13 protein-coding genes and 1 pseudogene are annotated in these 17,667 nt (G+C 72.0%); 4 read left to right on the top strand and 10 right to left on the bottom strand.

The window, feature by feature from the left end; genetic code table 11:
* Nucleotides 1-49: 49 nt before the first annotated feature.
* Nucleotides 50-271, top strand: coding sequence for a zinc ribbon domain-containing protein (locus AB0C04_RS19540; protein ID WP_357056280.1), 222 nt, complete (start codon nucleotides 50-52; stop codon nucleotides 269-271).
* 260 nt (nucleotides 272-531) lie between these two features.
* Nucleotides 532-3,408: an adenylate/guanylate cyclase domain-containing protein gene (locus tag AB0C04_RS19545; protein WP_357056283.1), complete on the top strand. Its 2,877-nt coding sequence runs from the start codon at nucleotides 532-534 to the stop codon at nucleotides 3,406-3,408.
* A 91-nt stretch (nucleotides 3,409-3,499) separates the two neighbouring features.
* Here the strand turns inward: AB0C04_RS19545 and AB0C04_RS19550 are convergent, their stop codons facing one another.
* Together AB0C04_RS19550 and AB0C04_RS19555 are read right to left on the bottom strand one after the other, a co-directional pair.
* A complete protein-coding gene (locus tag AB0C04_RS19550) occupies nucleotides 3,500-4,039 on the bottom strand; it encodes a phospholipase (RefSeq protein WP_357056286.1) in 540 nt (179 codons plus the stop codon).
* Nucleotides 4,040-4,226: 187 nt separating this feature from the next.
* On the bottom strand, nucleotides 4,227-5,876 hold the full coding sequence (locus AB0C04_RS19555) for a family 10 glycosylhydrolase (RefSeq protein ID WP_357056289.1): 1,650 nt from the start codon (nucleotides 5,874-5,876) through the stop codon (nucleotides 4,227-4,229).
* Between the two features lie 226 nt (nucleotides 5,877-6,102).
* Between AB0C04_RS19555 and AB0C04_RS19560 the strand changes: the two genes are divergently transcribed.
* Entirely contained in the window at nucleotides 6,103-7,590 is a 1,488-nt protein-coding gene (locus AB0C04_RS19560) for an amino acid permease (protein WP_357056574.1), read from the top strand.
* Nucleotides 7,591-7,761: 171 nt separating this feature from the next.
* Here the strand turns inward: AB0C04_RS19560 and AB0C04_RS19565 are convergent, their stop codons facing one another.
* From AB0C04_RS19565 to AB0C04_RS19585, 5 genes are all read right to left on the bottom strand, one after another.
* Nucleotides 7,762-8,664 (bottom strand): glycoside hydrolase family 43 protein, encoded by a 903-nt coding sequence (locus AB0C04_RS19565; protein WP_357056292.1) that lies wholly within the window; start codon nucleotides 8,662-8,664, stop codon nucleotides 7,762-7,764.
* A 116-nt stretch (nucleotides 8,665-8,780) separates the two neighbouring features.
* Nucleotides 8,781-9,638 carry a carbohydrate ABC transporter permease gene (locus tag AB0C04_RS19570; RefSeq protein ID WP_357056296.1) on the bottom strand — a complete coding sequence of 286 codons (858 nt, stop codon included), beginning with the start codon at nucleotides 9,636-9,638 and terminating at the stop codon, nucleotides 8,781-8,783.
* Between the two features lie 10 nt (nucleotides 9,639-9,648).
* The gene (locus AB0C04_RS19575) at nucleotides 9,649-10,617 is read right to left on the bottom strand and encodes a sugar ABC transporter permease (RefSeq protein ID WP_357056300.1); all 969 of its coding nucleotides are present in this window, start codon (nucleotides 10,615-10,617) and stop codon (nucleotides 9,649-9,651) included.
* 6 nt (nucleotides 10,618-10,623) lie between these two features.
* Nucleotides 10,624-11,955, bottom strand: coding sequence for an ABC transporter substrate-binding protein (locus tag AB0C04_RS19580; RefSeq protein ID WP_357056303.1), 1,332 nt, complete (start codon nucleotides 11,953-11,955; stop codon nucleotides 10,624-10,626).
* A gap of 41 nt (nucleotides 11,956-11,996) precedes the next feature.
* On the bottom strand, nucleotides 11,997-13,508 hold the full coding sequence (locus tag AB0C04_RS19585; protein WP_357056306.1) for an alpha-N-arabinofuranosidase: 1,512 nt from the start codon (nucleotides 13,506-13,508) through the stop codon (nucleotides 11,997-11,999).
* 146 nt (nucleotides 13,509-13,654) lie between these two features.
* Between AB0C04_RS19585 and AB0C04_RS19590 the strand changes: the two genes are divergently transcribed.
* On the top strand, nucleotides 13,655-14,662 hold the full coding sequence (locus tag AB0C04_RS19590; protein WP_357056309.1) for a LacI family DNA-binding transcriptional regulator: 1,008 nt from the start codon (nucleotides 13,655-13,657) through the stop codon (nucleotides 14,660-14,662).
* A 27-nt stretch (nucleotides 14,663-14,689) separates the two neighbouring features.
* On the opposite strand, the gene AB0C04_RS19595 is transcribed toward AB0C04_RS19590, so the two are convergent.
* The 3 genes and pseudogenes from AB0C04_RS19595 to AB0C04_RS19605 form a co-directional block, all read right to left on the bottom strand.
* Nucleotides 14,690-15,415 (bottom strand): methyltransferase domain-containing protein, encoded by a 726-nt coding sequence (locus AB0C04_RS19595; RefSeq protein WP_357056312.1) that lies wholly within the window; start codon nucleotides 15,413-15,415, stop codon nucleotides 14,690-14,692.
* A 327-nt stretch (nucleotides 15,416-15,742) separates the two neighbouring features.
* A pseudogene (locus AB0C04_RS19600) lies at nucleotides 15,743-15,988 on the bottom strand (hypothetical protein); the annotation flags it as partial.
* Between the two features lie 38 nt (nucleotides 15,989-16,026).
* Nucleotides 16,027-17,664 (bottom strand): ABC-F family ATP-binding cassette domain-containing protein, encoded by a 1,638-nt coding sequence (locus tag AB0C04_RS19605; protein WP_357056315.1) that lies wholly within the window; start codon nucleotides 17,662-17,664, stop codon nucleotides 16,027-16,029.
* Between the last annotated feature and the right edge of the window lie 3 nt (nucleotides 17,665-17,667).

Raw genomic sequence — 17,667 nt, forward strand, 5'->3', positions numbered from 1 at the left:
GTATCACCCATACCCCGCTGAACGTCAGGCCCGGACGTACCCTGATGCCATGCCCCGGTACGAGTTCCGCTGCCGCGCCTGCGGCGACACCTTCGAGGTCAACCGCCCGATGGCGCAGGCAGGTGAGCCGGCTGCCTGCCCGCAGGGCCACGGCGACACGGTCAAGCTGCTCTCCACCGTCGCTATCACCGGCCGGGGCGGTGCGGGCGCCGCCACCGGTGCCCCGGCTCCCGCCGGTGGTGGCTGCTGCGGTGGCGGCTGCGGCTGCTGACCCGCCGCACCCCGGCGTCGGGTCGCCCGCGGCCGGCGCCGCACCCGGTCAGCCCGGTCAGGCCCGCAGAGTCAGCAAGGTCGACGGACAGTCCGCCAGGATGGACGGACATCCGCGAGGATCGACGGACAACCGGTCGGGATCGACGCGCAACCCGCCGAGCGGCGGGCCGGCCTTGCCCCAGGCGAGGCCGAGTGGCACTTTGAGTCCGAGCCTGGCCGGCCGTTCTCACGATGTGTGATCGCTCCGCTTCAGGCAGCATGAACCCGACGTCACGGGCGGAGGTTCGACGCATGGCGGCACGAATCCAGCTCCCGACCGGGTGGGTGACCTTCGTGTTCACCGACATCGAGGGCTCGACCCGCCTGGCCCAACTGCTCGGTCCGGAGTACCGCCCGGTGCTGCGGGAGCACCGCCGGCTGCTGCGCCGGACCCTGGCCGGCACGGGCGGCGCGGAGCTGCTGACGGAAGGCGACTCGTTCTTCCTGGCCTTCGCCGACGCGGCCGAGGCGCTGACCGCCTGTCTGACCGCGCAGCGGGCGCTGGCCAGCCATGACTGGCCCACTCCGGACTCCGCGCCCCGGGTGCGGATGGGTTTGCACACCGGTTACGCCGAGCCGCGCGACGGCGAGTACGCCAGCGCCGAGGTGCACCGGGCGGCCCGGATCGCCGCCGCCGCTCACGGTGGGCAGGTGCTCTGTTCGGCGTCCACCGCCCGGCGGGCCGAGCCGCTCCCGGCCGGCGCCTCCCTGCTCGACCTGGGGCTGCACCGGCTGCGGGGATTCGACGACAGGGAACGCCTCTTCCAGCTGGTCGCGCCGGGTCTGGAGCGGCAGTTCCCGCGTCCGCGTACCGCCGACGCGGTGGCGCACAACCTGCCCACCCAGGTCACCTCGTTCGTCGGCAGGCAGGCCGAGCGGGCCGAGCTGAACCGGCTGGTGGCCGAGCATCGGCTGGTCACGGTGCTCGGCGCGGGTGGCGCCGGTAAGACCCGGCTCGCGGTGGAGCTGGCCTGCGGCGAGGTCGAGGCGTACCCGGACGGGGTCTGGTTCGTGGACATCGCCGCGGTGACCGACCCGGGGCTGGTGGCGTTCGAGATCGCCGCCGTGCTCGGCCTGCGCCCGGAGCCGGGCCGGCCGGTGGTGGACACCCTGGTCGAGTACGCAGCGGCCCGCCGGATGCTGGTCCTGCTGGACACCTGCGACGCGCAGCCGGCCGCGTCGGCCGAGGTGATCTCCCGGCTCCTCGCCGGGGGGCGCGGGGTGCGGGTGCTGGCCACCAGCCGGGAGTCCTTCGGCCTGCCCGGCGAGGTGGTGTGGCGGATCCCGCCCCTCTCGGTCGAGCCCCCGGCCGACGGGGTGGAGAGCGACGCGGTGGCGCTGCTGCTGGATCGGACGGCGGCGGCCCGTGGCGGGCGGCAGCCGGACCCGGCGGAGTCGGCCGACCTGCGGCGGGTGGTGCAGCGCCTCGACGGGTTGCCGCTCGCCATCGAGCTCGCCGCCGCCCGGCTGCGGGTGCTCTCGGTGGGTCAGCTCGCCGAGCGCCTCGACGACATGCTCGGCACCCTGGACGCCGGCCGGGAGGATCCGGAGCCGCCGCCGGTGGACCGGGGCTGGATGGGCAACCAACAGGACACCGTGGACCTGGTGGCCGCGGCGGCGGGTGCCGCTCCGCCGACGCCGGCCAGCCGGGCCGTGCAGCGCTCCGCCACCGAGCGGCACCTCACCATGCAGGCCACCGTCACCTGGTCGTACCGGACCCTCGGGCCGCGGGCCGCCCGGCTGCTGCGCTGGCTGTCCGTCTTCGCCGGGCCGGTGGACCTGGCGACGGTCGAGTGGCTGCTCGGCGACGACCCGCTCGACCCGCTGTCGGTGCTGGTGGACAAGTCGATGGTGCTGGCCGAGCCGCACGCCGCGGGGAGCACCTACCGGATGCTCGACCCGATCCGGGCGTACGCGGCGCGTCGACTCGCCGAGGCCGGCGAGGAGCAGACCGCCCGGAACCGGCACGTGGCCTGGTCCGCGCACGCGCTGGAGCGGGCACACCTGGGTCCGGACGGACGGCCGGTCACCCTCTCGCTCTACGCGCTCGACCCCCTCGCCGGGGAGCTGCGGGCCGCGCTGCGCTGGTGCGCCACCGGTGGCAGCGCCGCCGCGGGTCTGCGGCTCGCCGGTGGCCTGGACCAGTGGTGGCGGGAGCGCGGGCTGGCCCGGGAGGGGCGGCTCTGGCTGTTCCGGCTCTACGGGCGGATCGCCGAGACCGGCGAGCGGATCCCAGAGGCCGAGCTGGCGGCGGCGTACCACATGCACTCGTTGCACGCCGGCGCGGACGGCGAGTTCGCCGAGGAGCTGCGCTACTCGCAGCGGGCCGAGGCGGCGGCCAGGCAGGCCGGCGACTCGGGCCTGCTGGCCCGGGTGCTGGCCGGGCGGGCCGCGCCGCTGGTCGACATGGGACAGTTCGCCGAGGCGGAACGGGTCTGCCGGGAGGTCATCGACTGGGCGCAGAGTCAGGCCGTGCTCGGCGACGCGCTGCTCGCCGTGCACAGCCTCGCCGAGTTGCTCTGGCGGCGCGGCGCGCTCGACGAGGCGGCGGAACTGCTCGGGGCGGCTCGGCCGGTCGAGGCGGCCCGCCCGGTCGAGCGGGGCCGGCGCTCGGTCGACATGCTGCTCGGCATGGTCGCCCTGGGCCGCGGCGACCTGGTCGCGGCGCACGAGCACCTGTTGGTGGCACTCCGGTCGCGGATGAGCCACGGCTTCCACGGCCGGGCCTGCGACACGTTGAACGCGATCGCGGTGCGCTGCGCGGCCGGGGGCGACCCGCGTACCGCCGCCCGGCTCTTCGGCGCCGCCCAGGAGACCCGAGCCAACCTGCGGTCCACCCCGGGCATCTACGACGGCTACTGGGCCGACCGGCAGGCCGAGCTGCGCCGGTCGCTGGGCGACGTCGCGTTCGACGACGCGTACTCCCAGGGCGTCGAGCTGGGGCTGGAGGAGGCCGCCGCGCTGGCGCTGAACGTGGAGCATCCGGATCTGGCCGCCGACTCGACGCGGTTCCGCACGACGCGGGCCCGCCCGGCACCACGGCAGGCCGCGCCGGAGCCGGAGCGCCGCCCGGCGGGCCAGACCGAACGGGCCTGAGCCGTCGGGTGCTCGATCCGACGCCGGCCCGGATGGGCACGGTTGAAGGCCCGCGCCGCCGGCTTTCCAGCGACGCGGGCCCCCACCCGGGTCAGACCCGCAGGCCGGCGCGACGCTCGGCGTCGGCCTTCATCTTGGCGGCGCGCTCGATGTCGGCCGGGTCGACCGCGGCGACCGAGCCGAAGATGCTGACGGCCTGGTAGTAGGTCCAGGCCAGGCTGTAGCAGGCCGGCCGGACGATGGTGCTGTACGTGGCGCAGACCCGCTTGAGGTCGGAGTAGAAGGCGCTGTCCAGGCGGGACTTGTTGGCCGGGAACTGGCCCATCGCCTTGTAGTTGCGGTAACCGAAGTCGTGCCGGTAGCAGGACATGTTGAAGGTGAACCCGAGCGGGTTGTCCGGGCTCGACGAGCAGTAGTCGGTCGACCAGTCGAAGGCGTACTCGGACCAGGCGGCCTTGTTGAGCCGGGCGGAGTTCCAGGAGCTGTAGCTGCTGGCGCTGGTCTGGGTGAAGCTGGAGAGGACGGAGAGCTTCTGGGCCGGGGTGACGGCGGCGGCGGGGGAGGCGAGTCCGAGGGCGACGAGCAGCGCGAGTGCGCCCGAGGCGAGGAGGGTGGCGAGGCGTCTGGGCACGTGTACCTCCGCGGGGGTGTGCGGGCGGGACGGGGGTTACCGGCGGGTATCACCGGTGCCGATCAGTCTCGATCAATAGATGGGCACGGATCTGTGGTTCGTGCCAACTATTGGTGACATGCGCCCAAACAGACGAATGCCCCCGGGGCGGCGCTTGGCCGTCGCCCCGGGGGCATCCGGTCGGTGCTCAGCCGACGAATCGCGGCGGGCTGAGCGGGCTCTCGTTGGCGAGCCGGTCGAGCGCGGTCAGCCGGTAGGTGTAGCGCTTGCCCGGCACCGCAGTGGTGTCCACCCAGGACTGCACCGCGCCGGACGTGGCCCGGACCGTGTCCACCAGGTGCGCGGCGTCCGCGGTGCCGCAGGCGCCGCCGGACGTCGTGCCGTCGAACCGGTAGATCGCGTATCCGGTGGCGTCACCGAACGGTCCCACCCCGTCGGCGGGCTGTCGCCAGCTCAGCCGCACCCCGTCGGCCTGCCGGGTGGCCTTGGTGACCACCGGGAAGAGCAGCGGCTTCGCCGGCAGGTGCGACATTGTCGGCACCAGCGCGGGGCGGGAGTAGTGCTCGGCGGCGTAGATGTCGGTGGCGCCGAGCCGGTTGGCCCGCACCTGGACGGCCGAGAAGTGCACGTTGCCCTGGACCTCGGGGTACGACCGGTTCAGGGTGAGGTGGTCGGAGAGCTCGCGCGGGTTCATCCAGAAGCTGCCGTACGCCGGGTCGCCGCTCTTGTAGTCGGCCTGCCCGATGTAGAGCTGCACCCGAGTGCCCCGGACGGTCTCCGCCCACCACGGGACCAGCCGCGCGTAGTCGGCCGCCGGGTACTGCCCGATGTACCAGTAGAGCTGCGGGACGATGTAGTCGACCCACTCCTGCTTGACCCAGGTGCGGGTGTCGGCGGAGATGATGTCGTACGACTGGCTGCCGGTGGTGTCCGAGCCCAGCGGATCGGCGCTGGCGTTGCGCCAGATGCCGAACGGGCTGACCCCGAACTTCACCCACGGCTTGGCCGCCTTGATCTTGGCGTTCATCTCCTGGATCAGCAGGTTGATGTTGTCCCGCCGCCAGTCGGCCTTGTTGGTGAACCCCCGGTTGTACGCCGCGAAGGTGGCGTCGTCCGGCACCTGGTGGGTGCCGCTCGGGTACGGGTAGAAGTAGTCGTCGAAGTGGACGCCGTCGATGTCGTACCGGGTGACCGCGTCCATCATCGCGGTCTGCACGAACTCGCGGACCTCCGGAATGCCGGGGTTGTAGTAGAGCCGGCTGCCGGCCACTCCGGCCGGCGGGTAGGCGAAGGTCCACTCGGGGTGCTGCCGGGCGGGGTGGCCGGGGGCGAGCTGGGCGAGGTCGGCGCCGGCGCCGCCGGGCGCCGGCATGGAGACCCGGTACGGGTTGAACCAGGCGTGGAACTCGAGGTTGCGCTTGTGCGACTCCTCGACCAGGAAGGCCAGCGGGTCCCAGCCCGGGTCCTTGCCACGGACCCCGGTCAGGTACTCCGACCAGGGCTCGTGCGCCGAGGGCCAGAACGCGTCGGCGGTCGGGCGGACCTGCACGACGACCGCGTTGTGGTTGAGACGCTCGGCGAGGTCGAGCCAGTCGAGATACTCGGCCTTCTGCTGGGCGACCTGGTCGGGGGCGGCCTGCGAGGCCTTGCTGGGCCAGTCGATGTTGGTCACCGACGCGATCCACAGCGCGCGGAACTGCCGCTTCGGGGTGGCCGGGTCGGTGGTGCAGGTGGTGGAGGCCGCCGGGTCGGGTGCGGCGGTGGCTGACGGTGCGGCGACGAGCGCGCCGAGCAGAGTTGCGGCCAGTCCGGCGGCCGCGAGCCGAGATGCCTTCATGCGGTGTCCCTTCGTTGGGGCTCCGGTCGGGTGGCGGCCCGCCTCGGCAAGATTCGCCGCTGCCTATCTGCCGCTAGAAGGAAATTTTCACACCGGGCGCGCTCCGCGCAAGACCCGGTGACCGGTTGGCGCAGAAACTGGCGGTTGGCGCCGAGGCGTACTGGGTAGCAACCCGGGTCACCGGCCGCCGGCGGTGGTGGTCGCACGGTGGGGAGGGGTGAGCGCGGTGTCCGTGCTGCGTACCAAGCCGATCAGGGATGTGCTAGCGCAGAGCGAGGCGGACGGCTCCGACGGCCGTCCCGGCCTGAAGAGACGGCTCGGCGCGCTCGACCTGACCGGGTTCGGCATCGGCATCGTGATCGGCACCGGGATCTTCACGCTGACCGGGATCGAGGCCCGGGACAGCGCCGGCCCGGGCGTGGTGATCTCCTTCGCCATCGCCGGGGTGGTCGCCCTGCTCGCCGCGCTCTGCTACGCCGAGCTGGCCTCCAGCGTGCCGACGGCCGGCAGCGCCTACACCTACGCGTACGCGACGATGGGCGAGATCGTCGCCTGGATCATCGGCTGGGACCTGTTGCTGGAGTTCGCCCTCGGCGCGGCGGTGGTGGCCCGCGGGTGGTCCGGCTACCTGGCCGAGCTGTTCGACCTCCCCGCCAGGTGGTTCGCCGAAGACGGCAGCGTGGTCAACCTCGGGGCGGTCGCCATCGTGCTGGTCCTCGGCGTGGTCGGCATCGTCGGCATCCGGGAGTCCGCCCGGATCACCAACCTGCTGGTGCTGGTGAAGGTCGCCATCTGCGTCTTCGTGGTGGTCGCCGGGCTGTTCTTCGTCAAGGCCGCCAACCTGACCCCGTTCATTCCGCCGGCCGAGCCGGCCTCCGGCGGGGAGGACGGCATCCGGCAGCCGCTCACCCAGGCCATCTTCGGCCTGGAGCCCTCGGTCTTCGGATTCGTCGGGGTGCTCAGCGCGGCCGCGGTGGTCTTCTTCGCGTACACCGGCTTCGAGGCGGTGGCCAACCTCGGTGAGGAGACCAGGAAGCCGCGCCGGGATCTACCGCTGGGGCTGCTCGGCACGCTGCTCATCTCGACCGTGCTCTACATCGGCGTCTCGTTGGTGCTGGTCGGCATGGTGCGGTACACCGACATCGACCGGGCCGCCCCGATCGCGTCGGCCTTCGAGGCGGTCGGCGCCGGGTGGGCGGCGGTCCTGGTCTCGATCGCCGCGGTCGCCGGCCTGACCAGCGTCATCCTGGTCGACCTGGTGGCCATGGGGCGGATCGGCTTCGCCATCGCCCGGGACGGGCTGATCCCGCCGTCGATCGCCAAGGTGCACCCGCGCTGGGGCACCCCGTACCGGATCTCGGCGATCATGACGGTCGGGGTCGCGCTGCTCGCCGGGCTGCTGCCGCTCTCCGCGCTGGCCGACCTGGTGAGCATCGGCGCGCTCTGCGCGTTCGTGCTGGTCTCGGTCGCGGTGCCGATCCTGCGCCGGACCCGCCCCGAGCTGGACCGGCCGTTCCGGGTGCCGTTCTCGCCGGTGCTGCCGATCGTCTCCGCGCTGGCCTGCCTCTACCTGATGATGAACCTGTCGGTGGAGACCTGGCTGCGGTTCGCCGCCTGGATGCTGCTCGGCGCGGTGATCTACTTCGGCTACGGCTACCGCCGCAACCGCCTCGCCACCCGCGAAGCCGTCCCACACCCCCGCACCCCCAACTAACCCCTCCCCACCGCACCCCTCCCACCGCGCCCCTCCCGGGTGATCATGAAGTCTGCGGCGCTATCGATCTCCAGATCCGCCGCAAACCTCATGATCACCGGGGGGCAGGGGGCAGGGGGCAGGGGGCAGGGGGCGGGGGCAGGGGGCAGGGGGCGGGGGGCGGGTGTTGTGTCAGGGGCGGGGTTGGGGGGTGGCGGTGGGGCCCTTGATCACGGGCTTGCCGTTCTGCCAGACGACCTCGTCGAGCCAGGTCTGCCGGCCCGGGTCGGTGCTGCCCTCCTGGCCGGGCGGCCAGGCGTGGTAGAGCAGCCAGGTCCGGCCGTCCTTGACCACCATCGAGGCGTGCCCCGGGCCGGAGGCCGCCTCGTTGCCGGTCAGGATCGGGTTCTCCGGGGCCTTCACGCACGGGCCGGTGGGCGACTCGCAGACCGCGTAGCCCTCGGCGTACTCGGCCTTGTCGTAGGCGTTCGCGGCGAAGAAGAGGTAGAGCGATCCGTCCTGGCGGTGGAAGAACGGCCCCTCGATCAGGGTGCCCTCCCACGGCTCGGTCTGCTTCAGCAGCTTCGTCGGCTCTCCGACCAGGCTCAGCCCGTCGTCCGAGAGGCGCTGGGAGAAGATCCAGGTGTCCACCCCGATGGCGTTGCCGTCGTTCTTCCACAGCAGCCAGAGGCTGCCGTCGGTGTCCCGGTACGGGCTGGCGTCGATCGCCCCGCCCAACTCGGCCTGGCAGATCAGCGGGCCGGCCGAGTCGTCGCGGTACGGGCCCTGCGGTGCCGTCGCGACCGCCCGCCCGACGCACTGCCGCCCGGACTCCCGACCGGCGACGGTGTAGTAGAGCACGAACTGCTCCGGCCCGAGCTGGATCGCCTCCGGCGCCCAGGTCTTCCCGGCGTCCGCCCACTCGGGCAGCGCCGGCAGGGCGTCACCGGCCGGCGTCCAGTCGACCAGGTCGGCCGAGGTGTGCACCGGTACGTTCCGACCGCCGGCGTTGGTGTGGAACAGGTACCAGGTCTCGCCGACCCGGATCGCCTGCGGGTCGGGGGCGTCGGTCCGGATGACCGGGTTGGTGAACATGCTCGGGTCACTCCCCGTACTCGTGGGTGTGGGTTCGTCGCCGCTGCCGCAGCCCCCGACGAGCAGTGCGGCGGCGAGAACGGCCGCCGCACCACCTCGCCGGATTGATCCGGCCGTCATCCCTTGAGGCCGCTGCGGGAGACGCCCTGGATGATGTGTCGCTGCGCGAGCACGAAGAGGATCAGCACCGGCACGCTGGCCAGCACCGCCCCCGCCATGATCACCGGATAGTCGGTCACGTAGGAGCCCTGCAGCAGGCCCAGACCCGGCGGCAGGGTCAGCTTCTCCGGGCTGAACAGCACGAAGATCGGCCAGAGGAAGTCGTTCCAGTTGGTCAGGAACGAGAGCACCGCCAGGGTGGCCAGCGCGGGCTTGGAGAGCGGCAGCACCACCTTGTAGAAGATCTGCCACTGGTTCGCCCCGTCCAGCACCGCGGCCTCCTCCAGCTCCCTGGGCAGGGAGATGAAGAACTGCCGCAGGAAGAACACCCCGAACGCGCTGGCCGCGCCGGGCACCACGACCACGGCGAGGGTGTCGATCCAGTTCAGCGAGTCGACGATGAGGAAGTTCGGGATGATCAGCGAGGTCGGCGGGATGAAGAGCGTCCCGACGATCAGCGCGAAGCTCACCCCGCGACCCCGGAACCGCATCCGGGCCAGCGCGTACGCGGCCATCGACGCGGTCGCCAGCACCAGCAGCGAGTGCAGCGTCGCCGCCACCATGCTGTTCAGGAACCAGCGCAGCACGGGGTTGGCGGAGTTGGTCAGGATCTGCTGGTAGCCGTACCCGGAGAGCGGGTCGGGCAGCCAGCTCGGCGGGATCTGCTGGGCGCCGTCGTAGGTCTTCAGCGAGGTGATGAGCATCCACACCAGCGGCATCAGGAAGACCAGCGTGAGCGCCACCAGGATGGCGTAGAGCGCGGTCCGGCGCAGGGTGCTCGCCGCGCCGCGGGCGTTGCGCGTAGGCGTCGTCATGGCGGTCCCCTCAGTCTTCCCGGTAGCGGAAGAGGCGGAAGTTGGCGAGGCTCACCACGGCCAGCATCAGCGCGAACACGATGCTCATCGCCGCGGACCGGCCGGCGTCGTTGTCCCGCAGCCCCTCCTCGACGATGAACCAGACCACGGTGCGGGTCTCCGTTCCAGGGGCGCCCTGGGTGATCAGGAACGACTGGCCGAACACGTTCGCCGAGGCGAGCACCGTCGTGGTGATCACGAAGAGCAGCACCGGGCGCAGCCCGGGGAGCGTGACGTGGCGGAATCGTTCCCAGGTGCTCGCGCCGTCGACCTTCGCCGCCTCGTAGAGCTCTGCCGGGATGTCCTGGAGACCGGCCAGGTAGATCACCGCGTTGAAGCCGGAGGTCCACCAGACGGTGACCCCGACCAGGGAGACCCAGGCCCACGGCACGTCCGTCACCCAGGGGGTGTCGGCGGGCAGGCCGAGCACGCCGAGCACGCGATTGACCAGGCCCAGGTTCGCGTCGAGCAGGAACCGCCAGAGCAGGCCGATCACCGCCACGCCGAGCACGTACGGCGCGAAGTAGACCGCCCGGAAGAAGGTCCGGCCCGGGAACGAGCGGTTGAGCAGCAGGGCCAGCCCCAGCGGGATGACCACCAGCAGCGGCACCGCGAGGAGCGTGAAGATCGCCGTGGCCCGGACGCTCTGCCACCAGTCGCCGTAGACGGCCGAGTCGCTGGAGAAGAGTTCCTTGTAGTTGTCCAGCCCGACGAAGGGCCGGTTGGGCAGCTGGAAGTCCCACTGGTGCACGCTGAGCCAGATGCCGAGCAGGATCGGCAGCAGGCCGAACACCCCGAACAGGATCAGGTACGGGGCGAGGAAGAGGTAGGGCGTCGCCCGACCGGACCGGTTCGCCGAAGTGGCGCCCCGGCGGGCAGCGCTGGCCGCCGGGGGCGGCGCGTCACCGCGCGCCGCCCCGACCTCGATCACGTCCGCCACGGAGAATCAGCTCCCGTACTTCTTGCGGTTGTCCTCGAGCTGCTTGTTGGCCTTGGCCACCCCGTCGTCCAGCGCCTGCTTCGGCGACTTCTTGCCCAGCACGGCCTCGTTGAACGAGTTGTAGAAGGTGGTGATGACCTCACCCAGGCCGGGCGTCGCCGGCGGGAAGGCCGCGTACTCCAGCTCGGGGGCGAGCGCGCTCACCTCGGTCAGCGCCTTGAACTCGGCGCTGTCCCGGACGGTCTTGCGGGCCGGCACCTGGCCACCCTTGGCCCAGTCGAGGGAGTGCTGGCTGAGCCAGTTGATGAACACCTTCGACGCGGAGACCTTGTTGGCGTTGTTGGCCCGCTGCTTGACGATGGTGAAGTTGTGCGAGTTGGCCCAGGCCGCCGGCTTGCTGCCGATCTGCGGCAGGGGCATCACGCCCCACTGGACCTCCGGGCTCTTCTTCAGATCGTTGATCTGCCAGATGCCGTTGAAGGTGAACGCGTTCTTGCCGCTCTTCAGCGCCAGGTACTCGGCGTCCTGGCCGACGTTCGCCGGCGAGTGCCCCTGCTTGATCATGTCGACCAGCCAGGTGCACGCCTCGACCGCGGGGTCGGAGTTGAAGGTGGCCTTGGCGACCTCGGCGTCGAAGAGGCTGCCGCCGAACTGGTAGACCAGCGAGTAGAAGCTCATTCCGCCGGTGAACTGGAACGGGCTGATCCAGAAGCCCTGCACGCCCGACTTCTTCAGCTCGGTGAGCGCGGCGGTGAAGTCGTCCCGGGTGGTCGGCGGCTTGTTCGGGTCCAGCCCGGCCTTCTGCATCACCGACTTGTTGTAGTAGAAGCCCAGCGGGTGCATGTCCAGCGGAATGCCGTACCGCTTGTTGTTGTAGAGACCGCCCTGCCAGACCGTGGGGGCGAAGTCCGCCTCGGTCAGCTCGAGCGTCTTGGCCACGTCGTCCAGCTCGGTGATCACGCCGCGGGCGGCGAAGGTGGCGAGCTGGTCCATGTGCATGACCGCGACGTCCGGCCCGTTGCCGCTGGAGGCCGCGCCGGGGAGCTTGTTGTAGTAGTCGTCCCACTGGTACGTGGCGACCGACACCGCGATGTTCTGGTGCTCGGTGTTGAACTGGTTCACCAGCGTCTTGAAGATCTCACCGTCGCCGCCGGTGAAGCCGTTCCACAGCTTGAGGTCCACCTTCGGGCCGGTGTAGTCCTTGCCACCGTTGCCGGCCGCCGCCGGGCCGCCGGAGTCGTCGCCGCCGCCGCAGCCGGCCAGGGTCAGGGTCGCCGCGGCGCCGAGCCCGACGCCGAGGCCGAGCAGTCGCCGCCGGCTCATTTCGTTCTGGATCATGCCGTATCTCTCCTTGGGGGGACGGGAAAAAGTTTGCCTGGTCAGGGCCGGTTTCCGAAGCGCAGCACGTTCCAGGAGACGGCCGGCAGGCGCACCGAGCACCGGCCGGCGTCGAGGGTGGGGGTGTTCAGTTCCCGAGGCGTCACCTTGTCCGGTTCGGCCTCGGTGTTGGTCGCCGACGGGTCGTCCCCGGCAGCGAGGGTCAGGTGGGATTGACCGGATAGTCCCGACACGCCGCGCAGGTCGAGCTGTAGCTCCAGGTCCGTGTCGCCCCGGTTGACCGCGAAGACGGTCAGCTCGCCCGTCTCCTCGTCGTGCACGGCCACGGTGTCCAGCACTGGGACGTCGCCGTACTTCTTCGTCTCGTAGCGGGGCGAGACCGGCTCGGTACGCAGCACCGTGCCACGGGCGTACCGGGCGGTCAGCGCGAAGGGGTGGAAGATGCTCTGCCGCCAGGCCGGCCCGCCGTTGCGGGTCCGGATGGGGGCGATCACGTTCGCCAACTGCGCCTGGGCGGCCACGCCGACCCGGTCGGCGTGCCGGAGCAGGGTGATCAGCAGGTCGCCGACGACCACCGCGTCGACCGCGGTGAAGTCGTCCTCGATCAGGGCCGGCGCCTCGACCCAGCCGCGCCGGTCCAGGTCAGCCTGGAGGCGGGCCTCGTACCAGACGTTCCACTCGTCGAAGGAGATCTTCAGCTTGCGGCGGTGCCGCTGCTTCGCCGCCACGTGGTCGGCGGTGGCGACGACCTCGGTGATGAAGTTGTCCATGTCGACGGCGGAGGCGAGCAGGCTGGCCCGGTCGCCGTCGGAGGGGTCGTAGTAGGTGTGTGCGGAGATGTAGTCGACGTGCTCGTAGGTGTGCTCGAGCACGGTCGCCTCCCAGGAGGCGAAGGTGGGCATCCGCCGGTTGGAGCTGCCGCAGGCGACCAGGCTGATCGACGGGTCGATCATCTTCATCGCCCGGGCCGCCTCGGCGGCCAGCCGGCCGTACTCGTCGGCGGTCTTGTGCCCGACCTGCCAGGGGCCGTCCAGTTCGTTGCCGAGGCACCAGAGCCGCACCCCGAACGGATCCTCGGCGCCGTTCTTGCGGCGCTGGTCGGAGAGGTGCGTCCCGCCCGGGTGGTTGCTGTACTCCAGCAGGTCCAGCGCCTCCTGCACGCCCCGGGTGCCGAGGTTGACCGCCATCATCGGCTCGACCCCGGCCTCGTCCGCCCAGGTCATAAACTCGTGCAGGCCGAACGCGTTGGTCTCGACGGTCTTCCAGGCCAGGTCGAGCCGGCGCGGTCGGTCACCGACCGGGCCGACGCCGTCCTCCCAGCGGTAGCCGGAGACGAAGTTGCCGCCGGGGTAGCGGACGACGGAGACGCCCAGCTCCCGGGTCAGCTCCAGCACGTCACGTCGGAGCCCGAGGGCGTCCGCCTCCGGGTGGCCCGGCTCGTAGATGCCCCCGTAGACGCAGCGGCCCATGTGCTCGACGAAGGAGCCGAAGAGTCGCCGGTCGGCCGGCCCGATCGCGAATGCCGGGTCGATCGTCAGCTGTGCGGTCCGCACCGGATGTCACCTTTCGTCATTTCTGGTGTCCGGTGACCACGGTCACCGCACACCCTGTTCCCTGCTTTTTACAACGTTGCAGGCAACGTTGTAAAGAGCGGGTTACGCGGTAGAGTGCCGGTGGTTACATCGGGGAGGTTGCGGAAGTGCGACACAGGCTCAAGGACGTGGCTGAGCGGGCCGGCGTGTCGGTGAAGACGGTCTCCAACGTGGTGAACGGCTACGTGCACGTCCGGCCGGACACCCGGGCCCGGGTCGAGGAGGCGATCGCCGCCCTCAACTACCGGCCGAACCTCTCCGCCCGCAACCTGCGCAAGGGCCGCACCGGCGTGATCGCCCTGGCCGTGCCGGAGCTGGACATCCCGTACTTCGCCGAACTGGCCCGGCACGTGGTCAACGCCGCCGCCGAACTCGGCTGGACGGTGCTGATCGACCAGACCGGCGGCGGCCGCGAGCAGGAGCGGGTGGTGGCCTCCGGGATCACCGACCACCTGATCGACGGGTTGATCTTCAGCCCGCTGGCGCTGACCGCGGACGACCTGGCCAACCTGGACGGCACCCCGATGGTGCTGCTCGGCGAGCGGGTCGACCCCGGCCCCGCCGACCACGTCGTGATCGACAACGTGGCCGCCGCCCGCGAGATCACCGACCACCTGGTCGGTCTCGGCCGGCGCCGGATCGCCGCCATCGGGTCACAGCGCACCCCGGAGGGGGCCAGCGCGCGGCTCCGGCTCACCGGCTACGCCGCCGCGCTGGAGGCGGCCGGCCTCGGCTACGACGAGGCGCTGATCGCGCCCGCGCCGGCCTGGCACCGCGCAGACGGCGCGGCCGCCATGCGCCACCTGCTCACCTCGCGGGTACGCCCCGACGCCGTTTTCTGCTTCAACGACACCCTCGCGTTGGGCGCGCTGCGGGCGCTGCACGAGGCGGGCCTGCGGGTGCCCGACGACGTCGCCGTGGCCGGCTTCGACGACATCGAGGACGGCCGCTTCTCGGTGCCGACGCTGACCACCATCGCCCCGGACAAGGAGCAGATCGCCCGGCTCGCGGTCGAGCTGCTGGCCAACCGCCTCGACGGCGACCCCTCCGCCCCGGCCCGCGAACTCTCCGCCCCCTACCGGCTGACCCCCCGCGAATCCACCCACCCGCGCTGATCCCCCCGAGCTCGGGGGAGTCGCGGGTCAGTCGAAGAAGCGGGCCAGGTGCGACGCGGTGGGTGGGGCGGCGTCCGGTGGGACCGGGGTGAGGTCGGCGAAGATCGAGGCCCCGTCGCAGCCGGCGTGCAGCGGATACCAGCGCGGCGTGCCGGGCGGACGCTGCAGGCAGATGCCCTTGAAGGTCTGCACGTCGAGCAGCCGGACGTGGGTCGGGTCGGCCACCGCGTTCACGTGCCCCCACCAGGGGCTCATCACGTGCAGCACTCCGCCCGGGCGGAGCACCCGGTGGCACTCGTCCAGCAGGGGCAGGAAGTCGATCAGGTGCTCCAGGATGTGCACCGTGAAGAACACGTCGACCGCATCGTCGGCCAGCGGTAGCGACCGGGAGAGGTCGGCCACGGCGTCCACCCCGGTCGCGGGGAAGATGTCCAGACCCAGGTTCCCCGGCCACTGCTTGCTCGGCCCGCAGCCGAGGTCCACCACCACCGGATCCCGCCCGGCGACCCGGACCCGGCACCAGACGCCGAGCACCCCGGCCAGCCGGCCGATCTGATCCCGGACCAGCCGCAGCTGCGCCGGGTCGGCCACCTCGCCGGTCACGTGCGCGACGCCGCGGTCGAAGCGCACCTCGACGGCGAGGCCGCGCAGCCGGTCGTCGTGGCCAACCTGATCGGCCCACGCCTCGGCGAGGAACCCGTCCACCGCCCGCAGCCGGTCCGCCGACGGCGGGGTCTGTGCCAACGCGACCATGGGTCACCTCCCGCCGCCCGTTACCCGCATCCCCGCCGCATATGCCCTGCTCTGGAGGGACATTCGACGGCACCGCGTGGTCGAGCGGTGCGGGGTCAGGCGGTGCGTGCGGTAGCCCCGATCAGGCAGATACCTCTGCGGCATCAATATGCCTCTGAGGTATCTCGCTCACCAGCACACCCCCGGGGCCGAGCCGGTGAGGCACCGATGCGACACCGGCCTCGAGCGGACCGGCACGCGCCGCCGCCCGGCCGGTCAGCCGGTGATGGTCCGACGCGGTCGGCCGCCGGCCCGCATTCGCTGCCGGGGCGGCGGGGCCGCCGGTTTGGGTCGCTTCAGGTGGTAGCGGTGCAGTTCGTTGTTGCCGGGCAGGGACGGGTCCTCGCTCATCGCGACCAACTCCCAGCCCTGGTCACCGGCCCGGTTGAGGTGGGCCAGCGCGGTGTCCCCGTACGGGGTGACGTCGACCATCGAGCCGTCCGGGCCGTACCAGACGAAGACGACCTCCCAGCCGATGTCGTTCGTCGCCGCCTGGCGCCGCCGGATCAGCAGCGCGTACTCCCACTTGAGCATGGGGTCATTCTCACCCCGTGGCGCGCCATCGGCACGGATCAGTCTTCGGCGATCCGTCCGGCGTCGACCCGCAGCCGCCGGTTGGTCGCCACCGCGTCCAGCATCCGCCGGTCGTGGGTGATCAACAGCAGCGTGCCGGGGTAGCTGGCCAGCGCCGACTCCAGCTGTTCGATGGCGGGCAGGTCGAGGTGGTTGGTCGGCTCGTCGAGCACCAGCAGGTTCACCCCGCGCCCCTGGAGCAGCGCCAGCGCCGCCCGGGTCCGCTCGCCGGGGGAGAGGGTCGCGGCCGGCCGCAGCACGTGCCCGGCCCGCAGGCCGAACTTGGCCAGCAGGGTCCGCGCGTCCGCCGGCGACAGCTCCGGTACGGCGACCCGGAACGCGTCGATCAGCGGCGCGTCGCCGAGGAAGAGCCCACGGGCCTGGTCCACCTCGCCGACGACCACCCCGGGGCCGAGCGCGGCGTGCCCGGTGTCCAGCGGCAGCCGGCCGAGCAGGGCGGCCAGCAGGGTGGACTTGCCGGAGCCGTTCGCTCCGGTGACCGCCACCCGGTCCGCCCAGTCGATCTGGAGGTTCACCGGCCCGAGGGTGAACGCTCCCCGGCGTACCACCGCGTCGCGCAGCGCGGCCACGACGGCGCCGGCGCGGGGCGCGGTGGCGATCTCCATCCGCAGCTCCCACTCCTTGCGCGGCTCCTCGACCACCTCGAGCCGCTCGATCAGCCGCTCGGTCTGCTTCGCCTTCGCCGCCTGCTTCTCGCTCGCCTCGGAGCGGAACTTGCGGCCGATCTTGTCGTTGTCGGTGGCCTTGCGCCGGGCGTTCTTGACGCCCTTCTCCATCCAGGACCGCTGGGTCCGGGCCCGCGCCTCCAGCGCCGCCCGGGTGTCGGCGTACTCCTCGAAGTCGGCCCGCGCGTGCCGGCGGGCCACCTCGCGTTCCTCCAGGTAGGCCGCGTAGCCGCCGCCGTAGTGCCGGATCTGCTGCTGCGCCAGGTCCAGCTCCAGGACCCGGGTCACCGTCCGGGTGAGGAACTCCCGGTCGTGGCTGACCAGCACCGTGCCGGCGCGCAGCCCGGTCACGAACTCCTCCAACCGCTCCAGACCGGCCAGGTCGAGGTCGTTGGTTGGCTCGTCGAGCAGGAAGACGTCATAGCGGCTGAGCAGCAGCGAGGCCAGCCCCGCCCGGGCCGCCTGGCCGCCGGAGAGCCCGGTCATCTCCTGGTCCAGGTCGACGGTGAGGCCCAGTTCCGCGGCGACCTGTTCGGCCCGTTCGTCCAGGTCCGCGCCGCCGAGGGCGAGCCAGCGCTCCAGCGCGTCGGCGTACCCGTCGTCGGCGCCCGTCGCACCGGCGGTGAGCGCCTCGGTGGCGGCGTCGAGGGCGGCCTGCGCGCCGGTCACCCCGGTGCGCCGGGCCAGGAAGCCGCGTACGGTCTCGCCCGGTCGCCGCTCCGGCTCCTGCGGCAGGTGCCCGACGCTCGCCGTGGGCGGGCTGAGGGTGACGCTGCCGGCCTCGACCGGCAGCAGCCCGGCGAGGGTACGCAGCAGCGTCGACTTCCCAGCCCCGTTCGGCCCGACCAGGCCGACCACGTCCCCGGGCGCGACCACCAGGTCCAACCCGGTGAAGAGCGGGCGGTCGCCGTGCCCGGCGGCCAGGTCCTTGACGATCATCGTGGCGCTCATGAG

It is taken from the genome of Micromonospora sp. NPDC048909 (assembly GCF_040649635.1).
Classification (GTDB): Bacteria; Actinomycetota; Actinomycetes; order Mycobacteriales; family Micromonosporaceae; genus Micromonospora.